The 16,049-nt window shown below is 56.1% G+C and carries 14 protein-coding genes; 10 read left to right on the forward strand and 4 right to left on the reverse strand.

Translation table 11 applies throughout. The features are described 5' to 3' along the window. Positions 1 to 132: 132 nt before the first annotated feature. The 4 genes from Mal65_RS06860 to Mal65_RS06875 all read left to right on the forward strand — a co-directional run bounded on the left by Mal65_RS06860 (position 133) and on the right by Mal65_RS06875 (position 5,374). Entirely contained in the window at positions 133 to 1,641 is a 1,509-nt protein-coding gene (locus Mal65_RS06860; protein ID WP_231131302.1) for a sulfatase, read from the forward strand. A gap of 46 nt (positions 1,642 to 1,687) precedes the next feature. After that, positions 1,688 to 2,944, forward strand: a complete 1,257-nt coding sequence (locus tag Mal65_RS06865) for a Gfo/Idh/MocA family protein (protein WP_145295219.1) — start codon at positions 1,688 to 1,690, stop codon at positions 2,942 to 2,944. A 167-nt stretch (positions 2,945 to 3,111) separates the two neighbouring features. Further along, on the forward strand, positions 3,112 to 3,741 hold the full coding sequence (locus tag Mal65_RS06870; protein WP_145295221.1) for a 3-keto-disaccharide hydrolase: 630 nt from the start codon (positions 3,112 to 3,114) through the stop codon (positions 3,739 to 3,741). A 160-nt stretch (positions 3,742 to 3,901) separates the two neighbouring features. Then, the gene (locus tag Mal65_RS06875) at positions 3,902 to 5,374 is read left to right on the forward strand and encodes a sulfatase (RefSeq protein WP_165701563.1); all 1,473 of its coding nucleotides are present in this window, start codon (positions 3,902 to 3,904) and stop codon (positions 5,372 to 5,374) included. A 337-nt stretch (positions 5,375 to 5,711) separates the two neighbouring features. On the opposite strand, the gene Mal65_RS06880 is transcribed toward Mal65_RS06875, so the two are convergent. From Mal65_RS06880 to Mal65_RS06890, 3 genes are all read right to left on the reverse strand, one after another. Beyond that, entirely contained in the window at positions 5,712 to 6,734 is a 1,023-nt protein-coding gene (locus Mal65_RS06880) for a hypothetical protein (protein WP_196784644.1), read from the reverse strand. A 150-nt stretch (positions 6,735 to 6,884) separates the two neighbouring features. Beyond that, a complete protein-coding gene (locus Mal65_RS06885) occupies positions 6,885 to 8,813 on the reverse strand; it encodes a rhamnogalacturonan lyase (protein ID WP_145295223.1) in 1,929 nt (642 codons plus the stop codon). Between the two features lie 96 nt (positions 8,814 to 8,909). Then, entirely contained in the window at positions 8,910 to 9,308 is a 399-nt protein-coding gene (locus tag Mal65_RS06890) for a hypothetical protein (protein ID WP_165701115.1), read from the reverse strand. Positions 9,309 to 9,745: 437 nt separating this feature from the next. Here Mal65_RS06890 and Mal65_RS06895 point away from each other — a divergent pair, with 437 nt between their 5' ends. From Mal65_RS06895 to Mal65_RS06920, 6 genes are all read left to right on the forward strand, one after another. Continuing rightward, positions 9,746 to 11,119, forward strand: coding sequence for a hypothetical protein (locus Mal65_RS06895; RefSeq protein ID WP_145295229.1), 1,374 nt, complete (start codon positions 9,746 to 9,748; stop codon positions 11,117 to 11,119). Between the two features lie 381 nt (positions 11,120 to 11,500). After that, a complete protein-coding gene (locus Mal65_RS06900) occupies positions 11,501 to 11,932 on the forward strand; it encodes a four-helix bundle copper-binding protein (RefSeq protein ID WP_196784645.1) in 432 nt (143 codons plus the stop codon). Between the two features lie 545 nt (positions 11,933 to 12,477). Next, entirely contained in the window at positions 12,478 to 13,125 is a 648-nt protein-coding gene (locus tag Mal65_RS06905; protein ID WP_145295231.1) for an SOUL family heme-binding protein, read from the forward strand. Between the two features lie 65 nt (positions 13,126 to 13,190). Continuing rightward, the gene (locus tag Mal65_RS06910; RefSeq protein ID WP_145295234.1) at positions 13,191 to 13,349 is read left to right on the forward strand and encodes a Lacal_2735 family protein; all 159 of its coding nucleotides are present in this window, start codon (positions 13,191 to 13,193) and stop codon (positions 13,347 to 13,349) included. A 146-nt stretch (positions 13,350 to 13,495) separates the two neighbouring features. Further along, a complete protein-coding gene (locus tag Mal65_RS06915; RefSeq protein ID WP_145295236.1) occupies positions 13,496 to 14,659 on the forward strand; it encodes a hypothetical protein in 1,164 nt (387 codons plus the stop codon). Between the two features lie 210 nt (positions 14,660 to 14,869). Beyond that, entirely contained in the window at positions 14,870 to 15,448 is a 579-nt protein-coding gene (locus Mal65_RS06920; protein ID WP_145304745.1) for a hypothetical protein, read from the forward strand. Positions 15,449 to 15,500: 52 nt separating this feature from the next. On the opposite strand, the gene Mal65_RS06925 is transcribed toward Mal65_RS06920, so the two are convergent. Continuing rightward, on the reverse strand, positions 15,501 to 15,794 hold the full coding sequence (locus tag Mal65_RS06925; RefSeq protein ID WP_145295238.1) for an MTH1187 family thiamine-binding protein: 294 nt from the start codon (positions 15,792 to 15,794) through the stop codon (positions 15,501 to 15,503). Between the last annotated feature and the right edge of the window lie 255 nt (positions 15,795 to 16,049).

Consider the following 16,049-nt stretch of genomic DNA (forward strand, 5'->3'; position numbering starts at 1 on the left):
GTATTCATCAGTTTTTTTGTGGCCAATCGCTTCCCCAAACTGATCCACAATCGCATCAATGAAGGACACGCAAACTCAATGAAATCTAGACGCATATTTTCTCGGGCTATCCGTGTGCATCCGTGTTCATCTGTGGCCAATCTACTTCTGCCTTTGATTCTCGCGACTGTTTTTGCTTTGTCCCATTCACCGGCGCGAGCTGAATCCGACAAGCCGATGAACGTGCTGTTTCTCGTCGCCGATGATTTGAACAGTTGGCTGCTTGAGGATGCTGAGCGGTACGCAGGCAAAGTCATTGCCCCCAATCTGCGAAGTTTGGCCGCCAGTGGTGTCAACTTCACACGGGCATATACGGCGGCTCCGGTTTGTTCGCCTTCTCGCACCGCGTTCTTTTCAGGTGTAACTCCCTGGAAATCGGGTATCTACAACAACGCGCAGACCATCAGCACAAGTGAGGTCATGAACCAGGAGGCCGTGCTGTCACTGGCCGGATTGTTCAAGAAGAGCGGCTACGGCACCTTCGGCTACGGCAAGATCACCCACGGCTGGGACCAGAGGGAAAACTGGGACGTTAAGTTTGGCCACAAGCGAGACCCGGCTCCGCCGGGAGCACCCCTAGCAAAACTCAGCGGAGGAGAACAGGACTGGGGTCCCATTCATCTCACCGAAGAACAGATGAATGACACGCTCGGGGCCGACAGGGCGGTTGCTGTTCTGCAGGGACAACACGACAAGCCATTTTTCCTGGCTTATGGCTCATTCAATCCGCACATGCCCTGGTATGTCCCGAAGAAATACTTCGACATGTACCCGCTGGATCAGGTAGTTCTTCCGGAATTGCGGGAGAACGATCTGGATGACCTTCCTCCGCTCGCCAGAGCAGTCAGTGACGGGATCGGGAGCTTCGCCGACAAGGTCATTCAGGCAGGTAAACACAAAGAAGCGGTTCAGGCCTACCTGGCCACGACCACGTATGTCGACACCCAGATAGGACGCGTTCTCGATGCCCTCGAAAAAAGCCCCTACAACGACAACACCATTGTCGTCTTCCTCACCGATCACGGGTTTCACCTTGGTGAAAAACATCACTGGCAAAAGACAACCCTTTGGGAGGAGGGAACGCACGTCTTGTTGATGTTTCGCGCGCCGGGAGTCACCGAAGCCGGGGGGGTGTCGCAGCGGTTCGTTTCCCTGATGGACATCTATCCGACTCTTGCCGAACTCTGCGGCCTCACGCCGCCCGCGACCATCGATGGACGCTCCTTAGTTCCGCTGCTCAAAGACCCGAAAGCTCCGTGGGAAAGCACCGCCATCACTGGATTGTGCGATAAAACCAAGACGGACATGGCCTATATCAGCATCCGCCATGAACTCGGCCGCTACACCCGCTACGGGGCCGACCAGGAGGAATTCTATGACGCCTCGAGGGATCCCCATGAATGGAACAACCAGATCGACAACCCGAAATACGCAAACACCGTTGATAAACTCCGGGCCCTGGTCCCTCGTTTCGCCGAGGCCGCCGAACCTCTTCCCTCGGCCCTGACCAAGAAACGCAAGGAGTCTCGAAGAGGGACTAAGAACTTACCGGCCGTAGTGGACGAGGTCACGAGTCCTCGTTCTGATTCTGTCGGTGAATAGGACTCGTGACCTCGTCCACTACGGACCATTGAAAACAGGAGTAAACATGAACCCTTCACGTCGAACGGCGTTGAAATCGATCGGCGCGACCACCACGCTGGCTGCGTCCGGTCTGGTGCCATCAATGATCTATGCCGCACCGTCAACATCCGGCAGCGACAAGTTACGTGTCGGACTAATTGGCGCCGGAGGGCGAGCCAAATGGCTGACACGTGCCTTGGGTCGCGAATCCCATCGAGCCGAATTGGTTGCCGTCTGCGATTGCTACCTGCCGCAGATCGATGCACTTGCGGCTGACAACAAAAACGATCCACGGGCCGGTGATTCGTGGAAGCGGTATCAGAAATACGAGCAGATGTTCGATTCTGAAGAGCTCGACGCGGTGATAATCGCGACGCCCGATCACGTGCGCGTGCGTGCAGCCATGATCGCCTGCGCCAAGGGGCTGGATATCTACGCGGAAAAGCCACTGAGTTTCAGCATTCCCGAAGGTCGGGCTCTGGTCAAAGCAGTGCGAAAACACAAACGTGTGCTGCAAGTTGGTACGCAACAACGCAGCACACCGATCAATCAATATGCCTGCGAGTTCGTCCGCGAAGGTGGACTCGGAAACGTCAATACGATCCTCGTCAAGAATTACTCAGGCTCTCGGCCTGCGACGGGGCTCGAGCAGCAACCCATCCCCGAAGGCATGGATTGGAATCGTTTTTGTGACCAAGCAAAGCTGCTTGACTATCACGAACGACTTCATCGTAGGTGGCGGAGTTACGACGCATTCACAGGCGGACCGATTTGCGATCGTGGTTCGCACGCATTGGACATGGTTCACCTTGCCATGGGGTGGGAGAAAGTCGCGCCGACGCGGATCGAACCCACCACCGAAGCGAAAGACTACTGGGATCGCGGTGTGAGGCTTTATTACCCGGATGGCACCGTTATTCGGCTGGAAAGTGCGGATGGTCCCGCGTTCGGCGGCATATTCATCGGCCAGCAGGGCAAACTCGAAATCAATCGAGGACGCTTCGCGTGTAATCCGAAGGACTTACTCGCTCCATTCACCGGGTCACAAACGGAATCGCACGTCGCAAACTGGCTGGACTGCATCGAAACCCGTGAACAGCCCAATGCGCCGGTGGAAGTCGGCCATCTGATTAGCAGCGTCGCGCACCTGATCAATCTCTGTCGGATTACCGGTCGCACGATCAATTGGGACGCGGACAACGAGCAGATCATCGGCGATAAGGCGGCCAATGCAATGTTGACCAAGGAACGACGTCCCCAGTTTTCTCTTCCCAATGTTTAAGCGGAAACGCCGACGAGAAGCCGTCGTGGACGAGGTCACGAGTCCTGCTCACCGACGGAATCAGAACGAGGACTCGTAACCTCGTCCACTACGATCGTTTATCAAGAGAAAATCAGATGATTGCCAATTCAACGACACACCGGACCCTCTTCGTTCTAATAGTTCTTGTGAGCTCGTTTTGCTGTGGCTCCGCCTTCGCTGGTGATTGGGTGACCTTGTTCGATGGCAAGAGCCTCGACGGTTGGAAACCATCACGTGACAACACACAGTTCGCGTTGTCAGAAGGAGTCATTGTTGGCACCAGCTCCAGCCAGACTCAGTTCTTGCAGACCGTTGAATCCTACGGTGACTTTGAACTCGAATTGGAAGTCAAACTTCACGACACGGACCTTAATTCGGGCATTCAAATTCGGACTCAACTCACGCGCACGGGCGATAACGGAAAAGTTCGTGCGTCCGTTCACGGCCCGCAAGTCGATATCGGACGATCGCCTGGACGGAGTGGCCACATCTTTAACCAGGGGAATGGCGCATGGATCACGCCGAAAGAAGATCTGATCCGCAATGAAGCGATGGTGAACGGCCACTGGAACAAACTTCGAGTCTTGGCCAAAGGGCCGCGAATTCAAACATGGATCAATGGCAAACAGGTGGGGGATGTCACGGATTCCGAAGCCTACGCAAAGTATCCCTCGGGTGTGATCGCACTGCAGGTCCACGGCGTCAAGAAGTCACCGGAGAAAGCACGACACGTTTCGTTTCGGTCGATTCGCGTCCGTCGACTCGAGAAGAAATAACCGAGTACGACAATCCAAACGAGGAAAAGTCACCAACCATGAAAATAGCCTTGCACACAGCACCAGTCAGGAAGCCGTAATGAGTCGTACCAGAATCACCCCAGCAGTTTTGCTTTTATGCGTTGGATGGTTGTTGGCCGGCAACTGTTATGCCGCAGAAATGCCAAACATCGTGCTCCTGTATATCGACGACTGGGCGTGGAACGGCACGCCAATTCCGATGCACGACGGCATGGAAAACTCGCGGATGCCGGTCTTGCAGATGCCGAATGTGGAGCGGCTGGCTCGTGAGGGTATGAAGTTCACCAATGCGTATGCGTCACCGCAATGTTCGCCGTCGCGTGTTTGCATTCAGACTGGTCAGTCCTCACCGCGGAATGGATTTACCGTTTTCATGAACGACCGCGGACAGGACTACTACGACGAAAAGGGCTATCCCGGCTTTCCGGTGATTCCTTGCATCTCGGACATGACGATTGACGCCGACGCGGTGACAATCCCCGAAGCTCTGAAGCCGCTCGGTTATGTCAGTGCGCACATTGGGAAGTGGCACATGCGAGGCGATCCCGGCGACGAAGGCTATGTGGTTCACGACGGTGACACCAGCAACAAGCCAGGCAATACGCTGCCCGCTGGCGCAAACCAAAGCCTGCCCGACGACCTGACTGATCCCAAGCTGATGTTCAGCGTCACTGAGAAAGCGCTCGGTTTCATGACCGAGCAGGCACAAGCCGGACAACCGTTCTATCTGCAGATCTCCCACTACGCGATGCACGAAGGTCGCGAATGCCTGCCCGCGACGCGTGAAAAGTACGCGCGACATCCGCTCGTGCAGGCTTACTACGAGAAGATCGGAAAGACGGCTGAGACGATAAAACGCAAGGAAGACCCGGCCATCTGGCTGGGGATGGGCGACGACCTCGATGGCCGCATCGGAGCCGTGCTCCAGCGCATCAGCGAGCTGGGGATCGAGGACAACACGTATGTCGTACTCGTGTCGGACAATGGGTACCGACACAAAGAACTTCAGCTGACGGAGGGGCTGACTCAGCCACACCATGCCGCCAAGTGGTGGGTCTGGCAGGGTGGCATCCGCGTCCCAATGATCGTCCGAGGTCCCGGCATCAAGGCAGGTTCTGTTTTCACGGGCAATGTCGTCAACTACGACTTCCTGCCGACATTCGTCGACTGGGCCGGCGGCAGCTCAAGCACACTTAAAGACATTGATGGCGTCAGCCTTGCGAATTACCTAGCCGGAGCGAAGCCCGACGAGGCGTTTTTGAATCGCAACCTCTATTTCCACTACCCGCACTACCGATCGAGCATGCCGCATTCAGCAATCGTGTCCGGCGACCTTAAAGTGCTTCATTTCTACGATCGCCCTGAGATTCCGATGCTGTTTGACTTGTCCACCGACATGGGCGAGGTGACCAATATCGCCGCGCGGCATCCGGACAAACACCAGAAGCTCTACACTGATATGATGACCTACTTTGAAAAAGTCGGAGCCAGAATCCCCAAGCTGAACCTTGGTGCTGACCTGAAGGTTTATGAGCAGGACAAAGACTACCGAAAACGAAAAGACTGGGGAGCTTTCACAGGCAGGCGGCCGCTGGAAGAAGATGAACGGTAGCCACACCAGCGTGGTTTCTTCAGTCCAGAACCGCGATGGTCCATCACAGCATTAGCGCTCATCACGAAGCCAGGAAAACGGCGAAGCAGGAAGGATCTTTGGCTTATTTTCGCACTTCGCATATCGCCTGGCTAACGCGTTCGGCGCCGGCAAAGCCATACTTGCAAAACTTCAAGGTTGCGATCTTCTTTCACTGAGGTGGACTCAAGTTTTGCCCACAATAAACCCGGATGAGCCTATCTTCCCCGGGGGCAGCGTGTGCTGAGGGGAATCGTTGACTGGTCTACGAGGTATTTGATCTCTGCCGAGTTTGTCGGGCATTGTGCGTGCTTGAGAACTACATCAGATAACGCAACTTGTCGTAGGCGGCTGATTCTTTTTCCGGAAAGTCAACGGGTTCGACGAGTTCGTGAAAACCGAACATTGTCTTGACCCGATGCGTGAGCAACGCTCGGTCGTAGGGGATTTCGCCGGACGTCCAATAGGCGGCGTCGTGCGGCGTGAATCTTGACACCGCTAAGGGGCCTTTTTCGTCGGCCACGTTGGGAAGGCTTCTCCAAAGACGCAAGTGTTGTCGATGAGAGCGAACTGCACGCGAAGCCAAGTCGCCGTAGCCGCAGTCATTCAGATCGCTGATTGCGGCGGCGTGGTTGATGATGTGAACCAATCCGCCAAAGCCGACGCGGTGGACTGTCGGGTCTTGGTGAATGACTTCGTCAAGCACCGCATCCACCATCCCCGGGATGTCGTCAAAAACGGGCGTTCCATCGTTGTCAGGCAACTTGATTTTGTGTCCGTAAATTCGCCCTTTCTGTTTTCCGTAGTAGCCGTTGCCCGGCGTCTGTCCTTCGAACAACGCCATCAATTTGCAGATTCCGTCGACGATCGACGGAGTGGCATATTCCGGATGATCTTTGAGGGCTCGGATCGCGAAGGAAGCAAAAATGACGTTGTGCCCGGATTGACGCGGTTGGTCGATGCTCTTGGCTAGTGCCTCGGCGATGCCATCGATCAGTGTCTCGTCGGCTGCCTGTTTCGGAAAAGGCATAAACAATTCGGCATCCGTCAGCCTTGCATTCCGTGACATCCTTTTTCCGAAGACTGATCCACCATCCTGAACCCGCTGCAAATCATCATGGATCCCGTCGTAAACCTGTGGGGCCAGATTGGGGCGTTGCCGGCGGATGTAGTACCCCGCAATCATCGACGCCCCCAAGTGGCCCGCCATCGAACTCATGTGATGCGCCCGCGCGAGTGCATTGAGTCCCCGTCGCAGGTAGGCTTCGTCGGCGGATGGCGTCGGCTGAACCAGGTCTTCGTTGGCTTGCGTGCGTACGCTGCAGGCCGTCAAAAGCCCCATGGCAGCGGACGTTCCAGCCAGTAGTTCGATGAAGGTTCTTCGCGACGTCGCTGTTCGTGTTTGGTTGACCATGATCTCTCGGTCTTCACGGGTGCGTGGTTTTCAGAGCGGATGATGTTGATTCAGCCGAGCTTTTGAATACTGAACGATTCATTTGGGCTGCGAATGATCGACCGCGCCGATGAAGTCACGCGTGTGTGGCGGCTGATTGTATCCAACGTTCTGCCAAGCGACGCCGAGTCGATACTGACGGTCTTGCATCAAAGTGACCTGGCGGTGCTGTGTTGGGATGGTTGAAACGTAGATTCGCAGGGCTTGATTGTCTGCGGAACGGGCGACCAACTCTTCCCGCCAGTCACCGATCAGATCGGCGGCCAAGCAGGGATTGTTCTTCGAACCGTTGTTCGCGACGACGCCAGCCCGCGGTCCGTCGAACAGGAGTCTCTGCTCGTGGGCCAAATGATCCCACTTTTCGATTCGAACTCCATCCAGCAGTTCCCGTAGCCTGTCTCCGTCCCACCAGATGGCCATGTTGGTCGACCGTGGCGCTGGCCCGATCACTTTGCCATTGGCCGTCCAAAGATCTCGAGACCCACCCCACAGTTCTGCGCCGGGATAACGTGGGTCAATATCCGCTGCCATACCTCTGGCCACATCACGACCGCGTCGTCCAACGAAAAGGATTCGGCCGGTTTCGGCGTCTCTCAACTCGGACCCGATAAAGTCTGGTTCGGGGCGATTGCTTTCGTGAATGCTCCAAGTCTCAAGGCCAGGTCTGCGTGGATCAAGGTCTCCTGTGTGCTGAGCATCCCCGTGGCCGAGATTCGTTGAGTAAAGCCCCGTGCCATCGTCGTCGATCACCATCGATCCAAACACGATTTCGTCGCGTCCGTCGTTGTCGACATCGGCAACCGAAATGCTGTGGTTCCCCTGCCCCGCCCAAGGATTGTGGTGGCCATCGAATTTGACTTCGTCGCTGTCGAACACCCAGCGTTTTTGAATTTGACCGTCGCGAAAATCCCAAGCGGCGATGACTGTTCTGGTGTAGTAGCCCCGGGACATCACGATGCTCGGGTGTTTGCCATCCAAGAATGCGACCGCCGCAAGAAAGCGATCCATTCGATTGCCATAGTCATCGCCCCAAACCTGCTGTTGCTGTTCCCGTGACGGGTTGTCGTTGTCGGGAGCACGTTGGGGAAGATAGGTCACTGTATCCAATGCAGCGCCGGTGCGTCCATCAAAAACGGTCATGTATTCAGGACCCGAGAGGATCTTGCCCACGTCTCCCGGCAGGCGACGTCGGTGTGTCGCACCTTCGCTGTCACGCAAAGTGACCGGCAACGGCACTCGCCAATCAGCGGATGGGTCACCTATCGCCTGCCCACGCCCATCCACCGTTCCATCACTCGTTCGACAGACGAATTCAGCGTGACCGTCCCCATCAAAATCAAACACTAGAAACGGGTTGTAATGGGCGCCCTCGCGGACGTTTTTGCCAAGGTTGATCTGCCACAATCTTTGACCATCCAAGGTGTAAGCATGAAACAATGGTGGGTCGGTCATTCCACCGCGAGAGTTGTCATGGCCGCGACCGGCGACGTGAACCACCAACTCATAACGGCCGTCACCATCCAGGTCGCCGGCCGACGCGTCGTTGGCGTGATAGCCAGATGGAATCTCTGTCGGGATTTCCAGGTAGCCGAACGGCGCCTGGTCAAGATCGATGGATACTTGTTTTTTGGCTTGAGGTTCTGTGATTCCCCCAGGTGCGTTCGTGCGGGTGATACCGTAGGTGACCTTTCCCGATGCAGGAGGTGCTGCGTCCAGAAAGGTGGTCGACCCACGCAGCGGTTGGTCATTCAGTTTCGTCGCAGAGTCGGTGCCGACCCCACGCCATAAATCGAATGCAACGTCAGAGGCGTCATCGAAAAGCAAACGCCAACTGAGAAAAACGCCTTGATCGGCCTGAATTGCCACCAAGCCTCGGTCAAGATCCTCCCAGTCAAGCGGCTGTCCATAAGCCGGGTTCAGGACGCAGGTCCCGACGAAAAGTGTCAAGAGCTGTAAGTGTCGTTGCATCGTCGGATGCTCGCTGAAAAATGGTGTCTCGATTGTTGCTTGGCGTTTGTTCGGCTTTGGGACGGAGACGGCCGCAACCGATCGCGGTCTCCGGCGCTATCTCGTCACGAAATAGATTGGTCTCTGTCTTGCGGTCTTTGGAGAGGTCTGGCCCATAATTAGAGTCAAACGCAACCATTCACCTCGCGTGACCGAATCGGTAACGACAGGGACTTTGATGCCGCGACGCTTCGCCAGCGACTCCCATCGTTGGCCTGTCTGGCGACTGAGTGTTTCGTCCAAGCGAGCCGTGTGTCCCGGGAATGCTTCGTAGTATTGTCCAATGATGTTGTCGCCTCGCGTGCCGCACGTGTCCGCCGGCGTGCCGCCATAGACAACAATATCATAGGTTTCGTCGGCGGCAATCGCTTGAGGTGCCGGCGGTTTCATCCAGAGCAAAGAGCAATAGCAGGCGAGCCGAAGTATGCTTGGCAGCGAGTGATGTTGCGTGCTCATCGGTTCTGTTGCAGTGGACTGTATGAGTCATTGTTCGGACTGCACATCATAAACCCTGGCCGATTTGTCGTGTTGCTCCTTGCCGTGGATGGTGGAAGTGATTTGCAAGTTTCACATCGCCATGAGATCGCTGGCGAACGATGGCCGGTCCCCGTGATGTGACTTGGAATGCGGGGCATTGGTGATCGTTCATTAGGATGACGTCTGCTTCGACGGTCATCTGCCTCGCGACACCGGAATGCCTGTATGGCTGCGTGAAATCAGCTCGCGTGAGCGAATGGCCGATTGCAGCGAGATGAGCTTGAACAATGGAATTCGCCAGCCATTTTGGTTTCCATTTGCCGGTTTTTGCTTTTATCGGTGGGCCGAATGCGGGTGCGATACAATTGAAAGCTGCACGTTTACAAACGCTTGGGCCGGGGCGATGGATTTGTCAGATGCACGACGTCAGATGCTGGGGCGCGGTCATCACTTTTGCGGGGATGCTAGTGACCGGGGCCGCTCAGGAACCAACGCCCGAGTCGATATTCGAGACGCGTTTGAAGCCGATTTTTGATTCGCCCAATCCATCAAGCTGCGTCCAGTGCCATCTTTCCGCCGTCGACTTGAAGGACTACATCCTTCCCTCCAGTCGTGAAACGTTTTTGTCGCTGCGAGAACAAGGACTGATCGACACCGAACGCCCCGGTGAATCCAAAATCCTGCACCTGATTTCCATGGGCGATTCTGATCCCGATGCACTAGCCCGGCGGATTCACGCAAAGAATCGCAAGGCGGAGTACGACGCCTTTTCGTATTGGATTGTCGCTTGTTGTCAGGACCAGGATCTGCTTTCGGCCCGCCCGTCGGTAGGCAATCAGAAGGCAGGGCCAAGTCATTCAGATGACTTGATTCGCCACACACGAAAAGATCGTGTTCTGGATTCATTCGTCAGAAATGTCTGGTCCCAGCGGATGCGATGTTTCCCCTGCCACACGCCGGGCGAATTGGACGCGGACAATCCGATGCATCAAAAGCCCATCGAAAGGCATCGAGACTTCGTCAAGCAGTACGGAGCACGCATGAACCTCTTCAAGGAGACGCCGTGGGAGACGATGCGTTCGTTGGTTGCCAGCAGCCGGATCGTTGGAAGCGAACAGAAACGCAAAGGCACGGTTCTGCCTTTGATCAATCTTAAGAATCCCACCTTGAGCTTGTTGATCCAAAAGCCAACAGCAAAACTTCCGCCGAAGACCTCGGAAGGAAAAATCGGCGAACCGTCTTCGCAAATTCCGGTGTCACACATGGGCGGTATCAAGATGCACAAAGGCGATCAGTCATACAAGGCTTGGTTGCATTGGCTGGAGGATTACGCAGCTTCCGTTTCGGGTGGCTACGAGTCCGACGATGAACTTCCCGAGGACAATTGGTATCCGACCCAGCACGTTGTACGTATCAAAGGCGTTCCAGAATCGTGGCCAAATCTGGCAACCGTTCAAGTGTTCGTGCACCGTTGGGACGAGAAGACCGATCGTTGGGCGGATGAACCCATCGCATTCACTCAGTCACTGGTCACGCCGCGCAAAATCGTCAACGGATCACTCTTCGTCTTGGCAAAGTCCGAACAACGCGACCAGCTGGATCCAGCCGGTGTCACGCTTGAACCGTGCAAGGTGCAAATACGTCTTTTTCTTGATCACGACAACACGCTCGCGGAATCGCCTACTCGCCTGCTGAACAATCGCGACCCTGATGCCACATCTGTGTTCGATGCGGTGTTTGGAATCGGATTCAAGAATGCGGATGTAATCGAGACGCTTGAGATTCCGTAGCCGTTTCGCTTTCAGGTCGGTGTCGATTCAAAACGCTTGCGCATCTGCGCCGGGCCGGCCGGTTTCGGGGGTTTCCGCGGGAAGAGTGATCGCGATCGGTTCATGCGCCACGGATCCCGACTGCGTCCGACAGGGCGCGACGTTTGATTGTTGGATTTTCGTTCTCTTTGGAGGATGTGGTTTCGAAATTGCCGCGCCGTCGGGCATCGGCTCCTTCGTGCCAGGCGCCGAATTACCCGCGGTCCGACAGGCATGAAGTTTGCAGCTTGTCGCGATCTGGCGCAAGCCAGATTTTCTGCGTCTGGAGGATCGCCCGCTTGCGATGCCCGATCGGCGTCGTGTGCGATGCACCAGACCCACTGTTCCCCGAAGGAGCCTGACATGGACCGACGAAACGTGATTTCCGCCCTTGCCGCTGCACCCGCCGCCGTGATGGCCTCAACCGCAGTGCGAGCCGATGATCATCAACACAGTCATTCGCACACCGACGGATTGGATCTCCGCTGCGCGTTGACTTGCAGCGACTGCGTCGCGCACTGCGAAAACTGTGTTGCGGCATGCCTGGAAGCTCTGGCTGATGGCATGGACGACATGATGGATTGCATCAAGATCTGCCAGGACTGTGCCGACATCTGCCGAGCGTGCGCGGCCAGCGATGCACGTGGCGGTCCGATGTCCGCATCGATCATGAAGCTGTGCATCGAAAGTTGTAAAAGGTGTGTCGCCGAGTGCGAAAAGCACGACCATTCCGAATGCCAGGCTTGTGCGAAAGCGTGTCGGGCATGCATCGAAGCGTGCCAGGCAGAGCAGTGATCGTTGCTAAGTAGGCGGACAGATTCTTCTAAGTTCGGTAACCCGACGCGTAGGTTTTGAAGTCGCGTTTATCTGGTAACCCGACGCGTGAGCGGGGGAAAAAGCTGTTGGCATCGACTCGTTCACGCTTCGGGTTACCGAAAAGAACGATGCCTCGGGTAAAAGCGCAACTTCAAAACGCAAAAGCGAGGAACGAACCGGCGAAGTACGTGGTCTCTCGCTTACGCGTCGGGTTGCCATTTGTCGCAAAACTCCTGTCCGCCTGCTTAACGCGATATCGCCCCCGCAGCACGAACCGCGTCACGTCCCGCCGGCCTACTTCAAGATTTGCCTGCCCTGTCGACGCGATCGACAACGTGGGGCGTTGAACGGGCGTGTATCTAACGGATGTATCTTGCCGTCGGTAGTGGTGCTGTGCGGTCTCGAATGACTCTTCTATGTCCGGTTCCGACCGGGGCATCGTTGCCCATTGTCAGACGCGAAACGGTGTCTGCTTCCCAAGCACCTAGAATGCCATAACGGACATTCAATCAAGGGTTTGAGGTATGACACGCAAAATGTTTCATCTGGGGGTGCTGGTGGGGGCCGCGGTGCTCGGGACCGCCGCGTGGACGATGACGGCGAGAGCCGGATACGAGTCAGCGGAGTACAAGGTCGTTGAAACCGATGGCGATATCGAAATCCGCGAATACCCCGATCTGATGCTGGCGGCGACAAGCTCGAAGCTGGATTCGCAGGGGCGGGATGGCAGTTTCATGCGGCTGTTCCGATACATCAGCGGAAATAACGAGAACGACCAAAAGATCGCCATGACGACGCCGGTTTTCATGGAAGGCGATAACGGTTTGTCGGACGTCTCGATGGGATTTGTGATGCCCAAGGAAGTGGCGGTCGAAGGCGTGCCGGATCCCAAGAGTGATGGGGTCGAGATCCGCCGACGTGAAAGTGGCCGCTTTGCCGTCATTCGCTTCTCGGGTCGGATGGATTCCAAACTCGCAAAGAAGCAAGAGGCAAGGTTGCGGGATTGGATGAACGCCCGTGGGCTTGAGGGAGAAACGACTGCGGAAGCCGCTGGGTACGATCCGCCGTTCACGCCCGGGCCGCTTCGCCGAAACGAGATCCTGATCCGGTTGAAGCAATCCAGCGACGAAACGCCGTCGGTGGACCGGCCGATGCGACATGGGGACCTGTGAAGTCAATTGATTTCTTTCGGTTGGCTATCTGCTTCTTTCAAAACCCTCGACGGAGACCACCAGCGATGTTTGGAAATCGCAAAGACAATCTGCAGGCAAAGTACAACAAGCTGATGCAAGAGTCGTATGAACTCTCGACCGTGAATCGGAAAAAGAGCGACGAAAAGCGTGCCGAGGCCGAAGAGATTGGGCGACAAATCGATGAACTGGAGAAGCAAGCTTAATCCTGTGGTGGCGGGTTCATGTGTGCTTGCGGAACGGTGAGTTGGTGGAGTTGGACTGAGCGTTCGTGACCTCGTCCACCACGTGCATATTGGCGGCAAGGGACTCGTGACCTCGTCCACCACGTTTATTTGCTGAGGACTGAACGATGACCTATGCCCGCGCTCGTTTGCTACTCGGCATGTCCGGTGTTGGTTTGATCGTCGTGCTAAGCACGATTCTGCTGCTGACGCAGTACCCGCTTGAAGTCCTGCCCGACTCGCAGTCTTGGAGCGGCGGTGATTTGACCGCGCTTGTGCTGCTGTTTGGTTGTCTGGCCGCTGTGTTATTCCCGATGGACTTGCTGGGCGGGTTCTTGCTTCCGAACCATTGGAGGCCAAACACGATCTCGCTGAAGAAGTTTGCGGCAGGATGGTTTCGTGGCGTGCTGGTTCAGGGAACGCTCTTCGTCGCGGCCAGCCTGTTGATCCTGTTGACCGGACGCTGGTTCGGGACCGCGGGTGCAGTGGTGGCGATCGCAGGCTTCGCGATCCTTCTTGTCGGTGTACAGTTGCCGATCGCCAAGTTTGTGGGAGCACTGAGGAGTCGCGCGGCAGATGACGGGGAAATCGACGCGAAGCTTGAAAAAGCTCGTTCGATCGTTGCGGCTTGGGGTTGGAAGCCGCGTCCGACGACGACACTGCAGCATTACGACCCCGGCTTCACCGGCGGCATTGTCGGTCTGCCCGGAATGGAGACCGTGGTGTTGCCGGCAGACACGATCAGAAAATTATCGCCAGACCAGCTAGCGATTGTGATTGCGCGACGACTGGAAGCGATTCAAAGTGGCAGCCGAACACGTGGGCTGTTGCTGGCACTTGGGTGGGTGGTGGTAGGGTTCGCGTTGTCGACATCGTTGCCGGCAGCCGGCGTGACCAGCGTTGCGGGGCTGACAATGACATGCCTGGGCTTCACGCTCTGGACATTTTTTGGCTTGCTGACGTTGCCGACGCTCAGTCGCCAGGCTTCGTACGCGATCGACGGACAGGTTTTATTGTCGGGCGTTTCACCGGAGATACTGCAGCAAACGGTGAAGACGCTTGATGTTCTGCAGGACGATGAGCCGCGACGATCCGCATTGATTGAAACCATTTTCCATCCCGTTCCCAGCGTCGACAATCGTCGTTCCCCGACGCCCGGTGGCGTCCCGATCGCGTGGCATGCCGCTCGCATCACGCTGTTCGTTTCCTGGGCTTGCATGGGGATGCTGGTCCGAGCCGTTCACTGTAACGTCGGCCGACCTGAACTGTGGGTGTTGTTGCCGACCGATTGAATTCGGGCATTTCGATGTACGCCGAAATTGTCTTCGCAAACGACTGGACTCGATTTGGTCGTCGACCCTGCAACACCTGGCGATTTGACTTCGCTTGTTTAGGTTAAAGCCGGTTCTCTGTCCCCGGCGGCCTCCTGCATACTACAATTCGACTTGCGTAGCGGTCGTATTTCGGATGTGGGAACTTTGAGCGGAAGGCAAGTCGAAGGCATGCACAGGGCGGAGGATGCCGGATCCAAAGGGCAGGCCGCCCTGGAAACGGTCTTTGGTTTTTCGCAAGACGACCTGGCAGTCAATCGTTCGGGTGAACTTTCGGCGACTCAGAAGGATCAGATCGCACGTGCACACTACGCCAACTCGCGTTTCGCTTGGATTGCCTTTTTGATTGTGTTCGGCGTCGCTTTCTTTGGCTTCTGTGCCGACATGCTTCGCAGGGATACCTTCGGGGCGAGAGCGTTGGCGGCGTACGCCGGTGTCACGATGCTTTTCGCCCTGATCCTTTGGGGATTCATTCTTTATCACCGGAATCAGATGAAGCGAACGCTTCGGGATGGAAGAACGTTCCCGGTGAAGGGCAAGATCCAGCTATACACCAAACGCAGCGAAAAGCTCATGCATCGGTACTTTTGTATTGGCGATCATCCATTCCAAGTGGAGCGGTACGATCACTTTGTGTTGCTGCAGGAGTCTGGATTAGCGGGCCAGGAAGCCATCATGTATGTGTCGACGCCGCGGAAGGCCGTTCAGTCGGTTGATTTGGCCAGTCACTCTGGTCGTGGGCAAAGTTGAAAATCGTAATGGAGAAGCGTCCAGGCGGCAGGGGGACTCGTGACCTCGTCCACTACGGGGTTTGGACGCTGTCGATTTTGTCTTGCATTGTTTGGTTGCGGTCGGTTCGCGTGCCCACTTTGATGCTTGTCGTGATGCGAGGTGCGCCCATCGCGTGGACCCGCTGGTGGCATCGTTTCACCGCGGCGAAGACTTCATCCCAATCGCCTTCGATATTCGTTCCGTAGGCGTGAAGCTGGTGATCCAACCCCGCTTCCAGCAGTACCTTTTGGCACTCGGCGACGTACTTGCTGACCGAGACACCGACGCCCATCGGGACGATGCACAGATCCATGATGACTTTCATGCCGATCGGTTCCTTTGCAGATTCGAGTTCGCAATCGACGCGTTCACCCTAGGCACTGTTTATCAATTCAACACGAAGGCCAATGAAGACGGTAACCCGACGCGTCAGCGAGGGATTCTTGATGAATGAATAACTTCGGCCCCTCGCTGACGCTTCGGGTTACCAATTGATAAACAGTGCCTAGATCGTTGCCGCCGGTTGAACATGTGTCTAGGGTGATGGTTTCACGACCTAGGCGACATCAGATCGAAAAAC

It is taken from the genome of Crateriforma conspicua (assembly GCF_007752935.1).
GTDB lineage: Bacteria > Planctomycetota > Planctomycetia > Pirellulales > Pirellulaceae > Crateriforma > Crateriforma conspicua.